Here is a 15,565-nt window from a genome sequence, read left to right as displayed (position 1 = left end):
AATGTCGGAGACACCGGCCCGCCGAAAGGATCTGTGGACGGCGGCGCTGACTGCCGTCTTTCTCGCGACGCTCGTCGTCGTCTACGTCGTCGACGAGCCGGAACTGTGGCTCGTCTGGGCAGTTCTGACCGTCGTCGTCTCCGGAGCGGTAATGGTGCTTTTCAACCGGGAGACGCCCCAGGAGCCCTGATCAGGCGATCTGATCCTCGTACTCGTCGGCCGACAGCAGCTCGTCGAGCTCGGCCTCGTCGGCGCCCTCGATCTCGAGCATCCAGCCCTCGCCGAACGGATCCTCGTTGACGAGTTCGGGCGAGTCGAACAGCGCCTCGTTGACCGAGAGCACCTCGCCGCCGACCGGCGCATACAGGTCGGAGACGGCCTTGATCGACTCGATGACGCCGAACTCCTCCTCCTGAGCGATCGACTCGCCCTCGTCGGGAAGTTCAACGAAGACGACGTCGCCCAGTTCGTCCTGTGCGAAGTCGGTGATGCCGACGCGGATTCCGTCGTCGGTCGGGAGCGCCCATTCGTGCGATTCGCGGTACCGTCGGTCGTCTGGAACGTCGAAACTCATGGTTATGCTGTGTCGATAAACGGCGTGGTCTCAACTCTTGCTTTCTTCGATCGGCCGCGAACGACGACCTGGAGCGTCGTTCCCGGGTCCGCGTACTTGACCGGGACGTAGCCGAGTCCGATCGGCTGCTCGAGGGTCGGGCTCATCGTGCCGCTCGTGACCTCGCCGACGACTCGACCCTCTGCGTTCGTGATGTCGTAGCTGTGACGCGGGACGCCGCGGTCGATCAGCTGGAAGCCGACCAGCTGCTCCTCGACGCCCGCCTCGTTCGCCTCGACCAGGGCGTCCCGGCCGACGAACTCGGTGTCGAGGTCGACCGCGAAGCCGATCCCCGCCTCGTAGGGCGTTCGCGGATTCGACTCGAGGTCGAACTCCTGGCCGGCGAGCAGGAGCCCCGCTTCGATCCGGAGCGTGTCGCGGGCGCCGAGCCCGCAGGGCTGACACTCGAGTTCGGACCAGACCGTCTCGGATTCGGGCCACGGGACGACGAGTTCGAACCCGTCCTCGCCGGTGTACCCTGTGCGGGCGGTCCAGCACTCGACGCCGGCGACGGTCGCATAGGTGGCCTCGAACCGACCCAGCTCGGTCGGCGCGTCCTCGGAGACGTCCTCGAGCAGGTCGGCCGCGTTCGGTCCCTGCAGGGCGAACATCGCGAACTCGTCGGTCTGGTTGTCGACGGTCGCCTCGAGCCCGAATTCGTTGCGGTAGCCGATCCAGCGCTCGTGGGTCGCCTCGTCGGTGCCCGCGTTGGGGACGAAGAGGTACGTCGCGTGGCCGTCCTCGTCGGGAAGGCGGTAGACGACGGTGTCGTCGATGATCGCGCCCTCCTCGTCGGTGATCGCGGCGTACTGGGCGTCACCGACCTCGAGTCGGGTCACGTCGTTGGTCGTGAGCCGCTGCATCAACGTCGTGGCGTCCGGGCCGGTAACGTGGATCTGACCCATGTGAGAGACGTCGAAGATCCCGACGTCTTCCCGGACGGCCCGGTGTTCCGTCTGGATCGAGTCGAACTCCACGGGCATATCCCAGCCACCGAACTCCGTAAACTTCGCTCCACGATCGGCGTGGATCCCACGCAACGGCGGCGTCTGAAGCGGCATAGTCGGCCTCACACTCCGGGGGTAGTAATGTCTTTTCGTCGGCCGTGGCCGTCTCGCACGCGGAACCCGGCCGCCGATAGTAGAAAACGGACCGCGAACGAGCGCGGGTTAGCTGTAAAAGAGGGCGCTAAGCCCCCGTCCTCAAGGAGCGACCGAAGGGAGCGAGTAGAGCGGGGATACAGCGCCCGCACGAGTCACAAACGTCTTCAATCAGAATTTTCAACTAACCATAAGTCGTAGACGATAGCACGTCGCATGAAGTACAGTCCACGTTACCGGCTCTTTCCCACCGAAGAGCAACAGCAAGCAATAGACTGGTAACGCGACACTGTCCGACAACTCTACAACCACGCACTCAGGGAATTCAACAAAATCCCAGAGGATGCGAGCACGCTCAGACAACGCGTCTGGATGGTGCGTGACACCATCCCCGATCTGAAAGACTGGTGGACAGACCTGAACAAGGTCTACTCCACCGTGTTACAGAAAGCCGTCGAGCGCATCCGCGATAATATCAACAATCTCGGGAAACTCAAAGCGCAAGGACATAAAGTAGGCTCGCTCAACTGGAAGAACCCGCGTGACTTCAGGAGTTTTACATACCGTCAATCAGGCTTCGAACTCGACAAGAAGAGTGGCCCTGACGGACACGCACTTCTAACCCTCAAAAAACTCAAAGGCGAAACCCGCGAGGTTCCAATTCGCTTGCACCGCGACCTTCCCGAGCACGACGCCATCAAAGAAGTCACGCTCAAGAAAGACACGACGGGCGCGTGGTATGCGTCGTTCACCATCGAGACCACTACTCCCGAGAAACCCGAGCCCGAAGCGATCGACCCCGAGGACACAGTGGGCCTCGACCTCGGTGTCCTCACCTTCATCCATGACAGCGACGGACGCTCCGTTGATCGTCTTGACCTGTCGGATGACCGAGAGCGCCTCGAACGCGAACAGCGGTCGCTATCTCGAAAGCGAGAAGGCTCGAACAACTGGGAGAAACAACGTCTCCGCGTCGCTGCAATCCACCAGCGGATGTCGAACAAGAAGAGTGACTTCAAGCACAAGCTCGCGCATTTTTACACCACCGAGTACGACGCGGTGCTCGTCGAAAACCTCAAGGTCAAAAGCATGCTGGAAGGCCAGCAGAACGCCCGGAACAAGGCTGAAATTGGGTGGCGAGACTTCCTCACCATCCTCGAACACCACGGAGATAAGAACGGCTGTCACGTCGTGGAAGTCGAAGCGAGAGGCACCACGAAAGAGTGTACGGAGTGTGGTGTGGAAACCGCAAAGCCGCTGTGGATGCGCGAACATTCGTGTCCATCGTGTGGATTCGAAATAGACCGTGACTGGAACGCTGCGTTCAACGTCCAAAAACGCGGTTGGAATCGACTAGGAGTGGTTCACTCCGAAGACACGCCTGCGGAGACTGCGACCGCTGTGGATACACTTACCGTGTCTGCAAGTCGCGTCGTTGAAACAGGAAGCCCCTGCCTCAAGGAACGAACAGCGCAAGCCGTGAGTGAGTAGGCAGGGGTAGTTCACCCCTCGTACTCGGTGATCGTCAGCGTGTACTCGCCGCTGCCGCTGTAGGCGTCGACGAGCACGTGCAGGTCCGCCGCCGTGTCGGGATCCTCGACGACGATCTCCTCGTCGCTGCCCCAGGTGTAGGAGATGTGATCGTAGTCGGACGTCGTCGGGCAGCTACTGCGCTCGTTGGCGTAGAGGTCGAACGTGGCGTCGCCCGGTCCCTCAAGGTCGATCACGACCCGTCGCGTATCGTCGAACTGCCAGCCGTAGGTCCAGCAGTCGCTATCCCAGGAGCTCGTAAGGGTGTCCGTTACCGTAGCCGTCTCCTCGCCCTCGCCGGGATCGTCTCCGCCGTCGTCATCGTCGTCATCGCCGTTGTCCGGCTCCTCGTCTGGGTCGGTGTTGACGGCGAGATCGGCGTCGACGCGGCCGTCACCCTGCTCGTCCTCTGGGAGTCCGACGTCGACGGCGGTCGCCCGCAGGTGGTCGCGGAGCGCCTCGTTCGAGAGCCCCGGATGAGCCGAAAGTGCGAGTCCCGCGACGCCCGCGACGACCGGCGAGGCCATCGACGTTCCCGAGTACTCGCCGTAGTCGTCCCAGTTGACCGTCGAGAGTACGTCCGTGCCGGGTGCGGCGAGTTCGATCTCCGGCCCGACGTTCGAGAAGTCCGACAGCGACTCGGTCTCGTCGAGCGAGGAGACGGCCATTACGCTGTCGTAGGCCGCCGGATAGGAGACGCTCCCGCCGAAGTCGTTGCCGGCAGCCGCGACCAGCAGCGACCCCTGTTCTCGGGCGTACTCGCAGGCGTTGTCCATCGTGTTCGAGTAGCCACCGCCACCGAGGGACATGTTGATGATCTCGGCACCTTGGTCGGCAGACCACTGAATCGCGTCGGCGATGTCCGACAGCGAACCCCCGCCGCTGTCGTCTAGCGCGCGGGCCGACAGCACCGAACAGTCCGAGATTCCGGCGTGGCCGGTTCCGTTGTCGGTGCCGCCGGCGGCGATCCCGCCGACGTGGGTGCCGTGGTCCTCGCCCCCGCTGACCGGGTAGGGATCGCTCCCGGAACCGGCGAAGTTTTCGCCGTAGTCCGGGACGCTGTCGTCCATGTTCTCCTCGAGGTTGGGGTGGTCGTACTGGATCCCCTGGTCGATGATCGAGATCGTCACGTCCGGATCCCCGAAGGTCGTCTCCCAGGCACCCTCGCAGTTGACCTGCTGGGGGGCGTACTGCTGGCCGTACTGGGGGTCGTCCGGCGCGGAGAACGCCTCGACGGTCGCGTTCTCCTCGGCGTACGCGATATCGCGGTCGCCCAGCACGTTCTGCATAAAGTTCTCCTTCGCCCGCTCGTTTGCGTTTTCGGGAAACTCCACCGCGACGTAGCCGAGCGTCTCGTTCGCGTGGACGATTGCAGCGTTGTTCGGGATCTTCGGCTCGACCGTCCCCTCCGCGTCCGAGACGGAGTCGTCGACGCCAACGAGGATCTCCTCCTTCTTCGGTCCCGGCTCCCGGCCGGGCCCCGCCGCTGCGACACCACTCAGACCGAAGAGTGCGCCCAGTGTGCCCGCTGCTTGGAGTACCGTTCGTCGATCGGCGCTGTGAATGTCACCATCTGTCATGACGCATACAGTCGGACCACAAGAGTCTATTAAATTCTTATGGAACAGAGTACAATTTACCGCCCGAAAGTTAATCTGATTAGATTTACGTAGAAGAATGCTTCTAAGATGGCTCTGTGAACAATGTTTGATTCTCGAGTTCCTCACGCATCAAAAAATAAACCAGCATAAAATTTGTTTTGTGTTAGCAATACTTGCCAGCGACTGTCGGCAGTGGGTCGCTCGTCGGGCCGATAGGAGCTGCTCCTCGCAGAACGGCCCTTCACAAGGCAGACGGCGATTTCGACCAGATATTGCCATCAGGATCTTCGTTCCGAGGCGGAACAGGTCGGTCATTCGAGGAGCGCAGCCCGACGCTCTTCCGCGACGTTTCGTCACACCTTTTTTCGCAGAGAGGAATTCAACGGCATGTTCGACCGCCTCCGGTCTCGGTTCGGGACCGGAACTGACGGACCGACGGTGGGCCTCTTCGTGGACGGGCCGAACGTCTTCCGCGAGGAGTTCGACGTCGATCTGGACGACCTGCGAACCGCGGCCGAGGAACTCGGTCGGGTGGGCGTCCTCCGGCTCTACCTCGACGAGCACGCGACGCCCGGCCTCATCCAGGCCGCGGAGGCTCGCGGCTTCGAGGTGATCGTCACCAGCGGCGACGTCGACGTCAAACTCGCCGTCGACGCGACCGCCCTGACCGGCGAGGGCGCGATCGACCGCCTCGCGATCGCCTCCCGGGACACCGACTTCAAACCCGTCCTCGAGCACGCGGGTCGAAACGGCGTCGAGACGATCGCCATCGCCCCGGGCAGCTACGGCCGCTCGGATGCGCTGCGGAACGCGGCCGACGACGCGGTGACGCTCGGCGAGTGACGCCGTCGGCGACTCGGACGCGAACGAGTCGGTGACTTTTCGGCCGCGGACGCCCCAGGGTCGGCTATGATCGACGACGAGCGGCCGGTTCTGGACAATCACCTGCACCTCGATCCGGACAACCATCGTGGTATCGACGCCGTCCGCGACTTCGTTCGCGTCGACGGCACCCACATGCTCGTGGTGAACAAACCCTCCTGGCACCTCGGAGTCGAGGCCGACGCAGGCGAGGACTTCAGACCCGTTTTCGAACGAACCCTCGAGATCGTCGCCGACGCCTCGGCCGAACTGCCGGGTCGGGCCTGGCCCGTCCTCGGCGTCCATCCGGGTCTGATCTCGCGGCTCGTGGACGAACGAGGGTACGCCCCCGAGGAGGCTCGAGAGATCATGCGAGGCGGGATCGACGTCGCCGCGGAGTACGTCGAGTCGGGAGAGGCGCTGGCGCTGAAATCCGGTCGGCCTCATTACGCAGTCGACGACGACGTCTGGTCGGCCTCGAACGCCGTCATGCGTCGCGCGTTCGAGCGCGGGGCGGACCTGGACTGTGCCGTCCAGCTCCACGCCGAGGGTGGCGAGGATCTCACCGAGGTCACGGAGTGGGCCGAAGAGGCCGGGCTCCCTGCCCACAGGGTGGTCAAACACTACGCGGGCGGGCGCCTCGAGGGACCGATCCCGAGCGTCATCGGCGAGAAGGACGAACTTGAGCGCGCGGCCGAACGCGGCGAGCCGTTCCTGATGGAGACCGACTACATCGACGATCCGGACCGCCCGGGCGCCGTCCTGGGCCCGAAGACGGTCCCTCGGCGGGTCGCATGGCTGCTCGAGAACGGGTACGACGACGCCGTCAGAAACGCCCACGTCGAGACCCCAAAGCGGGTGTACGGTATCGACACCGAATCGACGCTCGAGCGGGCCTGAAACGACCGTTTGGGGACAGTCGTCACGGAATACAGGTAGAGAAAGGCATTTCAAGCGGCCGGTGTAGGTGTCTGTATGAGCAATCCCCCCACCGAGTACTACTCGGCGGAACGCTGGCAGAACTGGATCGATCGCATCAAAGACGAGGAGATCGATCCGGAGGACGAGGACTCGGCGCGGCTCCTCTTGAATCTGCAGGACGACACCGCGATCGCGATCGCGAAGATCGTCGCCGACTACGACGACGGCGAGCTCGAGCAGGAAGCGGCACTGGCCGAGATCGAGGACGTCCGCGAGGTCGTCCTCGGCGAGGTCGACATCGAGGACGAGGAGAAGCTGATCCTCGTCGACGGCGTCCAGACGAGTCTGGTCTGTGTCTTCTTCGCCGCCGAGGAGTACGTCGCCAACGGTCCGGCCGAGGAGGGGACCGTCACCGACTACCTCGGCGCGGCCGCCGACGCCGAGGCCGAGGAGAACCTCGACGCGGCACTGGGGTACGCCGCCCAGGCCGGCACCCTCGTCATCGACGACGAGGAACTCGACATGGGCGTCGCCGAGGAGTTCGAGTACGGACTCGTCACCGAGTGGATCAACGGCCTCGACAGCCTCCAGAGCGCGATGAGCGATCCCGAGGTCGTCGAGGAAGACGAGGACTGACTCTCGTAGCGCTTTCTCTCCGATTGGTTCGACAGCCGACGAGCGATTCTCCCGCGCCACTCCTCGTCCGGACCGACCGGTTCGTCGATCGTCGCTCCCGGAGCGACTCGCACCGTCGACGCGGTGTTCGACGACCGTCGAAACGACGAACGACAATATCATATAGATCGGACAGTATTCCCGTACTATGACCACAGTTGGTATCGACGCCGTCGAGATCTGGACCGGGAACCTCAAACTCGACCTCCCCGGCACCTTCGCCCCCCAGAAGGGCGAGGCTCCGGAGAAGTACACGAAGGGGCTGGGGCTCAACGCCAGCTCGTTCCCCGACAGCTACGAGGACATCGTCACGATGGCGGCGAACGCGGCCCACCGACTGATGGACCGCAAGGGCCTCGAGCCAGACGACGTCGGCCGGATCGACGTCGCGACCGAGAGCGCCTTCGACAACTCGAAGCCCGTCTCGACGTACGTCGCGGGCTGTCTCGAGCAGGTCTACGAGGGCGACTTCCACCACGCGAACAAGGGCGAACGGAAGTTCGCCTGCATCGCTGGCACGCAGAGCCTCGACGACGCCTACAACTGGATCCGCGCGGGTCGCAACCGTGGCCGGGGCGCGATCGTGATCGCGACCGACACCGCCCTCTACGCCCGCGGTGACGCCGGCGAGGCGACCCAGGGTGCGGGCGCCGTCGCGATGTACATCGCCGAGGACCCCGACCTCGTCGAACTGTCGCCCGAGCAGGGGTACGGCTCGGCCGACGAGACGGACTTCCTGAAACCCAACCAGCAGTTCCCCTCGGTCGACGGGAAGCGATCGGTGCAGGTCTACCTCGCCCGGATGCGCGAGGCCCTGCAGGACTTCGAGAGCGTCGCGGGCGACGTCCACCCCGACGACATCGCCTTTATCCCGTTCCACACCCCGTTCCCCGGAATGGTTCGCAAGGCCGGCCTGCTGGGCTATCGCTACATCACCCGCGATACCGCCATCGAGGAGGAACTCGCGGAGGAGATCGGCCGCCAGCCTCGAGAGGAGGCGTTCGGCACCGAGGACGACTACCACGAGGCGGTTCGAGAGTACACGGACGCCCTCAAGGGTACCGACCAGTACCAGGAGTGGTACGCCCGGACGATCGATCCGACGCTGACGGTCTCCCGGGAGGTCGGCAACTGGTACACCGGTTCGGTCCACATCGCCCGTATCAGCGCGATGAAACACGCCCTCGAGAACGGCCGCGACCTGACCGGCGAGACGCTGCTGGTCGGCTCCTACGGCAGCGGCGCCCAGGCAGAGATCCACGCCGAAACCGTCTGTGAGAGCTGGAGTGAGGAAATCGAGGCGCTGAACGTCGACGAGCAGCTCGCGGCCCGCTACGACATGAGCTGGGAGGACTACGAGGAGGTCCACGACGCCCACAACCACGAGATGGACGTCGACGTCGAGGAGTTCACGACGCCCGAGGAGGAGTTCGTCTTCGACGGCTGGGGCCGCATGGGCGAGCGCAAGTACCGGTACGTGGAGTAGCGGTTTTTTAGCATAGATTTTTGCGAGTCGAGTGAGACCGAAGGTCCCGCGGACCGTGCGAATAGTGCGAGACCTCTGGTCTCGCATACCGTGTGAACGGACGCTGTGTGTCCGTGAACAGAGGACACTACGCGTCCGTGAGCAGACGAGTGCGTTTGCGAGCGAGGAAGGAGGAACGCTGGTAGCGCCCCGTGAGCGGACAGCGAAGGGAAAGTGAGGACCGCGAACGCGACCGAGCTACTGCTCGACGGCGGTGGCCCGTCTCGAGCGCACCGAGTTACCCCGTGAAGCCGAGCGTGTCGTAGGGTAGCCGACTTTCCGTCTCGGAGCGGTCGAACTCTGTCTCGGTGATCTCGAGCGACTCGCCGGTCGGCTCGAGAACCGGATCAGGTATCAGTTCCGACTGGGTGCCACGGACCGTGACGTAGACGACGATGTATCTGCCGGAGAGAGAATATAAGTCGTCCGGCGAAAGACAGCAGGTATGTCGAGACGAGAGATCGGGCTGGTTCGCGAACCGGAAACCGGCGACCGCCGCCAGGAGTGGGGCACCGTCGGGACGAACGACCTCCGGATCGAGCCCGAGGCGGCCGAGGCGATCGTCGACGCCCTCGGCGTCGACTGTGCCGGCTCGTTCAACCTCTTCTATCTCCTTCGAAAGCACTACTGGACGGCCGAGGGTGCCGAGTTCCGCGAGGTCGCGGATTTCTTGCAGGGAGCGTACAAACGGGTCCGCGCGATCAACGACGACCTCGCGGTCCGGATCGTCGAACTCGGCGGGATCCCGCCGAACACGCCGCCGACGATCCAGGAGCGCGCCGCGGTCCACCTCGAGGCGGAGGATCTGTACGATCTGCGCGCGTCGCTCGCGGGCGACCTCGAGGGGTACGCGACGCTGGTCGCGAGCGTGCGCGACCACGTCGAGTTGGCCCGGGAGGCGGGCGACTTCGGGACGGCCGAGCGACTGGACGACCACCTGACGACCCTCGAGGACGACGCCCACGCGATCGAGCAGTTCCTCGAGAGCGACACGCTCGTGTTGACGGAGGCGACGAAGTAACATGGCGAGCGAGCCACACCTCCGAAGCCCCGGCGCGGACCGCGTCCGCCAGGAGTGGAACACGATCGGCGAGAACGAGCTCGGAATCGACCGGGACGTGGCGGAAGGGATCGTCGACGCGCTGAACGACGAGCTCTCGGGACTGTACATCCTGTTCAACCAGGTTCGCAAACACTACTGGCTGCTCGAGGGAGCCGAACGCGAGGATCTCGGGAGCTTTCTCGAGGACGCCGCCGATCGACTCGCGGAGACGACCGACGCCCTCGCGGTTCGCGTCCACGCCCTCGGCGGGGTGCCGGTCTGCGGTCCGATGGGGATCCGCCAGCACGCCCCGCTCCGCATCGAAGCTCCCCACCACTACGACGTGCGGTCGTCGCTCGAGCGCGATCTCGACGGCTACGCGACGCTCGCGGCGCTGTTTCGCGACCACGTCGAGCAGGTCGAACGACTGGGCGATACGGCCACCGGCGAACTGCTTCGCGAACGCCTCGTGGTCATCGAGGACGACGCCCACGTCCTCGAGCGGTATCTCGCCGAGGACACACTCGTTCGGCGCGAGGCCCTCGACTGACGGATCGTCAGGACCGACTTACTCCCGCCACCACTCCCGCTCGGCCGCCCGCACCTGCGACTCGATTTCGTCGGCGTCGGCGTCGTTCTCGAGCGTGACGTCCCCGCCGTGAGCGTGTACCACGGACGCGTCGAGCCGCGAGCCCGCGAACTCGGAGTCGGCCCCGTCCCGATCCGAGTCCGTCTCGTCGCGGCCGTCGTCGGACCCGGGGAGCACGCGCGAGAGGAGGGTTCGAAGCATACGCCCTCGTTCGGACGCGAATATGATAACTATTTGTCCGGTTCGGTCGTGACGTGGTACCGGTTCGAACCCGAACGCGTACGGCCGTTCGGCGCTCGCTCCCCGACGCCGCGGCCGAGCGTGGCTCGAGGCGAAACCGATTACCCTGTCCGGCGGATAGCTCGGGCAACGAGTATCGCCTCCCGATCGCTCTCGACTCCGACTACACATGGATCCGTTCACCCTCCTCGGTATCGACGTCGCGCTGTTCCTGCTTATCGGCCTGCTGGCCGGCGCCCACTGTATCGGAATGTGTGGACCGCTGGTCACCGTCTACGCGGGTCGGATGGACGACGGCGCGACGACCGGGAAACGCGGCTCTCACCTGTCGACCTACGAGGTGCGCCAGCACGCGCTGTTCAACCTCGGTCGAACCGCGAGCTACACGCTCATCGGTGCCCTCTTCGGCACGCTCGGCGGCCTCCTTTTTGTCACGACCGACTCGCTGACGCCCCTGGTCGAACCGATCCGGGGCGGCGTCGGCCTGCTCGTCGGCGGGTTCGTCATCGCCACCGGGATCTACTACCTGCTCGGCCGAACCACAGGTGGGATCCACCTGCCCGGCCTCGAGCGCCTGACCGGCTGGCTGATGAGCCGTGTCGATCGGCTCGCGAACGGCCCCGGCATCGTCGGACTGGGCGCGCTTCACGGGCTGCTCCCCTGTCCGATCCTCTACCCGGCCTTCCTCTACGCGTTCGCGACCGGGTCGCCGGCCGGGGGTGCCCTCGCGCTCGCAGCGCTGGGGATCGGGACCGTTCCCGCGGTGTTTCTCTACGGCACCGTCATCGAGTCGGTCGACGTCGTCCACCGCCAGCGGGTCCACCGCCTGCTCGGGGTCGCGTTCGTCGTGCTGGGCTACGTCCTCTTCGCCCACGGGCTGATGAGCATCGGGATCCACCTGCCCCATCCCGAACTCCCGTTCTACGACGGGATCGACGCACCGGGCGCCGACGCCCACGATCACTAACTCATGACCGATCACACCCACGAAACCGGTTGCATGCTGTGTGAGCTCCCCGTCGAGGGCAGCGACGTCACCGACGACGAGGGGAACCGCTTCTGCTGTGTCGGCTGCCGGGACGTCTACGACGCGCTCGGCGACGTCGAGGACGTCGCCCCCGAGGACGTCCGTCGCCAGCGGGACGACGACGAGGGTCGGGCGGTACCCGACGACCACGAGTCGACCTACCTCGAGGTCGACGGGATGCACTGTGCGACCTGCGAGGCGTTCATCGAGTCCGCGGCGCTGCGGACCGAGGGCGTCAGTAACGCCGACTCGAGCTACGTCACCGACACGGTGCGGATCGACCACGATCCCGACGCCGTCTCACAGGTCGATCTCCAGGAGGCGATCAGCGGGCTGGGCTACAGCGCCTACGACCGCGAGGACGCGTTCATGCGCCGGAAGGCCGACAACTGGATGATGGGCCGGATCATCGTCGGGGTCCTCATGGGGATGATGGTGATGATGCAGTACCTGCTGATCATCTACCCCACCTACTTCGGCGGGCTGTTCTACGACCAGCGGACGTACGAGTTCCTCAGTCAGGCGCTGGCGAGCGAGCTCGCGACGCCGTTCTACCTGATGATCGCCGCGCTGACGACGATCGTACTGGGCGTGACCGGCAAGCCGATCCTGCAGGGTGCCTACGTCGCCACGAAGACCCGGTCGCCGAACATGGACCTGCTGGTGACGATCGCGGCCGTCAGCGCCTACCTCTACAGCACGCTGTCGATCGCCGTCGGCGGCGACCACATCTACTACGACGTCACCGTCGCGATCATCGTCATCGTCTCGGTCGGCAACTACTACGAATCGACGATCAAGGAGAAGGCCACCGAGCGCCTCTCGGATCTCACAGCCGTCCAGATCGACGAGGCCCGTCGCGTCGGCCCGGACGGGAGCCACGAGGAGGTCGCCGTCGACGACCTCGAGCCCGACGACCGGCTCCTCGTGCGGGCCGGCGAGCGGATCCCCGTCGACGGCGAGGTCGTCGAGGGCGAGGTCGCCGTCGACGAGGCCGTCGTCACCGGCGAGTCCCTGCCGGTCGGGAAGACGGCCGGCGACCAGGTCGTCGGCGGCTCGCTGGTCACCGACGGCGCCGTCACCGTCCGCGTCGGCGAGGATGCCACGAGCAGCCTCGATCGGGTCACCGAGCTCGTCTGGGACCTCCAGAGCTCGAGCCACGGAATCCAGAAGCTCGCGGACAAGCTGGCGACGATCTTCGTCCCGCTCGTCCTCGTCCTTTCAGTCGTCGTGACGAGCGTCTACCTGCTGACCGGTGCGGGCGTCGCCGACGCCCTGCTGGTCGGGCTCACCGTATTGATCGTCTCCTGTCCGTGCGCGCTCGGGCTGGCGACCCCGCTGGCCGTCGCAGCGGGGGTTCGGGACGCCCTCGAGCAGTCGATCGTCGTCTTCGACGACACCGTCTTCGAGCGCATCCGCGACGCCGACACCGTCGTCTTCGACAAGACGGGGACGCTGACGACCGGAGAGATGACCGTCGTCGAGACCGACCTCGAGGACGAACTGCTCGAGAAAGCTGCCCGGCTCGAGCGCCGTTCGGCCCACCCGATCGGGCGGGCGATCGCCGCCGAGCGCCCCGTCGCTGACGGCGGCACGCTCGAAACCGAGTCACCCCCGGACTCGGCTCGAGCCGACGGCGAGGCCGAGGACGCCCTCGAGGCTCAGGGGGGAGCCGACGACGGTATCGAATCCTTCGAGAGCCACCGCAACGGTGTCTCAGGCGTCGTCGACGGCGACGAGATCGTCGTCGGCCACCCCGATCTCCTTCACGGTCGGGGGTGGACGGTTCCCGACGACGTCGCCCGCCGAATAGAGGACGGTCGCGAGACGGGACGCGTCCCGGTCGCCGTCGGCCGAAACGGCGTCGCCGAGGGCGTGATCGTCGTCGGCGACGACCTCCGCGAGGGCTGGTCGGAGACGCTGTCGGCCATCGCGGAGACGGACACCGACGTCGTCGTCCTCACCGGCGACGACGCCCGCGCAGCCCGTCGGTTCCGCGAGGAGCCGTCGGTCGACCGGGTGTTCGCGGGCGTCCCGCCGGAGGGGAAAGCCGAGACCGTCGACCGGCTCAAGAAGACGGGCCGGACGGTCATGATCGGCGACGGAACCAACGACGCCCCGGCGCTGGCCGCCGCTGACCTCGGAATCGCACTCGGCGGCGGGACGGCGATGGCTGCCGACGCGGCCGACGTCGCGCTCGTCGACGACGACCTCGGCTCGGTCGACACCGTCTTCGAACTCGCGCGGGCGACCGACCGCCGGGTGAAGGGCAACATCGGCTGGGCGTTCTGTTACAACGGGATCGCGATCCCGCTTGCCGTAACAGGACTGCTCAACCCGCTGTTCGCGGCACTCGCGATGGGCGCCAGCAGCCTGCTGGTCGTCACGAACTCCTCGCGGTCGCTGCTCGAGGACTGAGACCGGCTGGCGTCCCAGTTTTCCGGGCGATCGGAGGACGGCTCGCGGTCGCGTCGGAACCGACCGACGGCGCTCCTTCGGCGACAGCGGCGCGATCTCAACGCGAACTAATTAGTCCTGGACATCCAATCGGGGGCTATGTCTACGCGTCCGGAGCTGTCGGAGTGGCTCTCCGACCGAGCGGGATTGGTCGTTCTCACTCTCATCAGCGTCCTGCTCGCGGCGCTCATCGTCCTGCCGTATCTCCAGTACGTCCTGCTCGGCGTGATCCTCGCGTACATCCTCATGCCCGCCCAGCGCCAACTCGAGAGGTACGTCCGGTCGATGACCGCCGCGCTCGTGCTCGTCGTCGTCGCAATCCTGACGATCCTGCTCCCGGTGATGTACGTGCTCGCGGTCGCGCTGGGGCAGGCGCTCGACATCGCCATGGACGTCCAGGATGGGACGCTCAACGTCCAGGATATCGAACAGCAGATCGAAACCGAGTTCGGCTACTCGGTCGATCTTCAGGAGACGTACACAACCTACCAGGAACCGATCGCGACCGGATTACAGGAGGTCGCCACCGGTACGCTCGAGTTCGTCGGCGGGGTGCCGTCGATCGCGATCGGGCTAACGGTGACGGTGTTCGTGCTCTTTGCACTCCTCCGGGACGGCGATCGGCTCGTCAGCTGGGTGCAGTACGTCCTCCCTGTCGAGGACCACGTCCAGCGCGAACTCCTCACCGAACTCGATCAGCTCATGTGGGCGTCGGTCGTCGGCAACGTCGTCGTCGCGATGATCCAGGCCGTCCTGCTGGGCGTCGGGCTCATGTTCCTCGACGTGCCGGCGGTCGTGTTGCTCACCGTCGCCGCGTTCGTCGCCGCGTTGCTTCCCCTGATCGGCGTCTTCGCCATCTGGATGCCGGTTTCGATCTACCTGGCGGTGATCGGCGAAACCGTCCCAGCGGCGATCCTCGTCGGCTACGGCCTGCTCGTCAGCGCCTCCGATACGTACCTCCGGCCCGCCCTCATCGGGCGGACGAGCGCGTTCAACTCGGCGATCGTCGTCGTCGGAATCTTCGGCGGCCTCGTCGTTTTCGGCGCGGTCGGGCTCTTTATCGGCCCCGTCGTCCTCGGCGGCGCAAAGATCACCCTCGACCTGTTCGCCCGGGAGTGGGCGATCAGCGAGGGGAACCCGCCGGTCGGACCGCTTCCCGCAGCCGATCCCGCGGCCGACACGGCTCCGAACACGGGGATCACCGACGAGTCGCCGATCCCCGACGCGGAGAGCGACGACCCGAACGAGGAGCCGACCCCGGAGCCTCCGTCCGAGTCCGAACCCGAACCCGAACCGGAGTCCGGAGCCGACGCCGATCGGCCGGAGTCGACGGGGTCGGAGACGGACTCCACAGAGTGATCGTCGCCTCCGCGAAGAGGTGCGT

14 protein-coding genes and 1 pseudogene are annotated in these 15,565 nt (G+C 65.5%); 11 read left to right on the top strand and 4 right to left on the bottom strand.

The annotated features are described in order from the left end of the window. The first annotated feature begins 1 nt into the window (after position 1). Complete coding sequence (locus C491_RS15965; RefSeq protein WP_005558143.1) at positions 2–190, top strand: hypothetical protein; 189 nt, start codon at positions 2–4, stop codon at positions 188–190. On the opposite strand, the gene gcvH is transcribed toward C491_RS15965, so the two are convergent. Next, positions 191–574: a glycine cleavage system protein GcvH gene (gene gcvH, locus C491_RS15960; RefSeq protein ID WP_005558141.1), complete on the bottom strand. Its 384-nt coding sequence runs from the start codon at positions 572–574 to the stop codon at positions 191–193. It abuts the gene before it with no gap. 2 nt (positions 575–576) lie between these two features. Further along, positions 577–1,674, bottom strand: a complete 1,098-nt coding sequence (gene gcvT / locus C491_RS15955) for a glycine cleavage system aminomethyltransferase GcvT (RefSeq protein WP_005558140.1) — start codon at positions 1,672–1,674, stop codon at positions 577–579. A 255-nt stretch (positions 1,675–1,929) separates the two neighbouring features. On the opposite strand from gcvT, the pseudogene C491_RS15950 reads away from it, so the two are divergent. After that, positions 1,930–3,204 (top strand): annotated as a pseudogene (locus tag C491_RS15950) (RNA-guided endonuclease InsQ/TnpB family protein). 11 nt (positions 3,205–3,215) lie between these two features. On the opposite strand, the gene C491_RS15945 reads toward C491_RS15950, so the two are convergent. Beyond that, positions 3,216–4,823, bottom strand: coding sequence for a S8 family serine peptidase (locus tag C491_RS15945; RefSeq protein ID WP_005558136.1), 1,608 nt, complete (start codon positions 4,821–4,823; stop codon positions 3,216–3,218). Positions 4,824–5,231: 408 nt separating this feature from the next. Here C491_RS15945 and C491_RS15940 point away from each other — a divergent pair, with 408 nt between their 5' ends. The 6 genes from C491_RS15940 to dpsA (C491_RS15915) all read left to right on the top strand — a co-directional run bounded on the left by C491_RS15940 (position 5,232) and on the right by dpsA (C491_RS15915) (position 10,418). After that, a complete protein-coding gene (locus C491_RS15940) occupies positions 5,232–5,687 on the top strand; it encodes an NYN domain-containing protein (RefSeq protein WP_005558135.1) in 456 nt (151 codons plus the stop codon). Between the two features lie 66 nt (positions 5,688–5,753). Continuing rightward, entirely contained in the window at positions 5,754–6,605 is an 852-nt protein-coding gene (locus tag C491_RS15935; protein WP_005558133.1) for a TatD family hydrolase, read from the top strand. Between the two features lie 75 nt (positions 6,606–6,680). Beyond that, entirely contained in the window at positions 6,681–7,262 is a 582-nt protein-coding gene (locus C491_RS15930; protein WP_005558131.1) for a DUF2150 family protein, read from the top strand. A 187-nt stretch (positions 7,263–7,449) separates the two neighbouring features. Further along, positions 7,450–8,787 (top strand): hydroxymethylglutaryl-CoA synthase, encoded by a 1,338-nt coding sequence (hmgB, locus tag C491_RS15925; protein WP_005558129.1) that lies wholly within the window; start codon positions 7,450–7,452, stop codon positions 8,785–8,787. Between the two features lie 484 nt (positions 8,788–9,271). Next, positions 9,272–9,847 (top strand): DNA starvation/stationary phase protection protein DpsA, encoded by a 576-nt coding sequence (gene dpsA / locus C491_RS15920; protein ID WP_005558127.1) that lies wholly within the window; start codon positions 9,272–9,274, stop codon positions 9,845–9,847. 1 nt (position 9,848) lies between these two features. Next, positions 9,849–10,418, top strand: a complete 570-nt coding sequence (dpsA, locus tag C491_RS15915; RefSeq protein ID WP_005558126.1) for a DNA starvation/stationary phase protection protein DpsA — start codon at positions 9,849–9,851, stop codon at positions 10,416–10,418. Positions 10,419–10,436: 18 nt separating this feature from the next. Here dpsA (C491_RS15915) and C491_RS15910 read toward each other — a convergent pair whose 3' ends face one another. Beyond that, entirely contained in the window at positions 10,437–10,658 is a 222-nt protein-coding gene (locus tag C491_RS15910) for a hypothetical protein (RefSeq protein ID WP_005558125.1), read from the bottom strand. Between the two features lie 208 nt (positions 10,659–10,866). On the opposite strand from C491_RS15910, the gene C491_RS15905 reads away from it, so the two are divergent. The 3 genes from C491_RS15905 (at position 10,867) to C491_RS15895 (ending at position 15,540) form a co-directional block, all read left to right on the top strand. Continuing rightward, positions 10,867–11,664 carry a sulfite exporter TauE/SafE family protein gene (locus C491_RS15905; RefSeq protein WP_005558124.1) on the top strand — a complete coding sequence of 266 codons (798 nt, stop codon included), beginning with the start codon at positions 10,867–10,869 and terminating at the stop codon, positions 11,662–11,664. Positions 11,665–11,667: 3 nt separating this feature from the next. Next, the gene (locus C491_RS15900; protein ID WP_005558122.1) at positions 11,668–14,142 is read left to right on the top strand and encodes a heavy metal translocating P-type ATPase; all 2,475 of its coding nucleotides are present in this window, start codon (positions 11,668–11,670) and stop codon (positions 14,140–14,142) included. A 138-nt stretch (positions 14,143–14,280) separates the two neighbouring features. Further along, entirely contained in the window at positions 14,281–15,540 is a 1,260-nt protein-coding gene (locus C491_RS15895) for an AI-2E family transporter (RefSeq protein WP_005558120.1), read from the top strand. The last annotated feature ends 25 nt before the right edge of the window (positions 15,541–15,565 follow it).

The sequence above is a fragment of the Natronococcus amylolyticus DSM 10524 genome (genome assembly GCF_000337675.1).
GTDB lineage: Archaea > Halobacteriota > Halobacteria > Halobacteriales > Natrialbaceae > Natronococcus > Natronococcus amylolyticus.
Note: the sequence above shows the minus strand (reverse complement) of the source record. Positions and strands in the feature narration are given on the sequence as shown.

Bases quoted from the DNA above. Each gene is read 5' to 3' on its own strand.
- gcvT (WP_005558140.1), bottom strand. From the start codon at position 1,674: ATGCCGCTTCAGACGCCGCCGTTGCGTGGGATCCACGCCGATCGTGGA.
- C491_RS15900 (WP_005558122.1), top strand. From the start codon at position 11,668: ATGACCGATCACACCCACGAAACCGGTTGCATGCTGTGTGAGCTCCCC.
- C491_RS15895 (WP_005558120.1), top strand. From the start codon at position 14,281: ATGTCTACGCGTCCGGAGCTGTCGGAGTGGCTCTCCGACCGAGCGGGA.
- gcvH (WP_005558141.1), bottom strand. From the start codon at position 574: ATGAGTTTCGACGTTCCAGACGACCGACGGTACCGCGAATCGCACGAA.
- C491_RS15940 (WP_005558135.1), top strand. From the start codon at position 5,232: ATGTTCGACCGCCTCCGGTCTCGGTTCGGGACCGGAACTGACGGACCG.
- hmgB (WP_005558129.1), top strand. From the start codon at position 7,450: ATGACCACAGTTGGTATCGACGCCGTCGAGATCTGGACCGGGAACCTC.
- C491_RS15965 (WP_005558143.1), top strand. From the start codon at position 2: ATGTCGGAGACACCGGCCCGCCGAAAGGATCTGTGGACGGCGGCGCTG.
- C491_RS15945 (WP_005558136.1), bottom strand. From the start codon at position 4,823: ATGACAGATGGTGACATTCACAGCGCCGATCGACGAACGGTACTCCAA.
- dpsA (WP_005558126.1), top strand. From the start codon at position 9,849: ATGGCGAGCGAGCCACACCTCCGAAGCCCCGGCGCGGACCGCGTCCGC.
- dpsA (WP_005558127.1), top strand. From the start codon at position 9,272: ATGTCGAGACGAGAGATCGGGCTGGTTCGCGAACCGGAAACCGGCGAC.
- C491_RS15930 (WP_005558131.1), top strand. From the start codon at position 6,681: ATGAGCAATCCCCCCACCGAGTACTACTCGGCGGAACGCTGGCAGAAC.
- C491_RS15905 (WP_005558124.1), top strand. From the start codon at position 10,867: ATGGATCCGTTCACCCTCCTCGGTATCGACGTCGCGCTGTTCCTGCTT.
- C491_RS15910 (WP_005558125.1), bottom strand. From the start codon at position 10,658: ATGCTTCGAACCCTCCTCTCGCGCGTGCTCCCCGGGTCCGACGACGGC.
- C491_RS15935 (WP_005558133.1), top strand. From the start codon at position 5,754: ATGATCGACGACGAGCGGCCGGTTCTGGACAATCACCTGCACCTCGAT.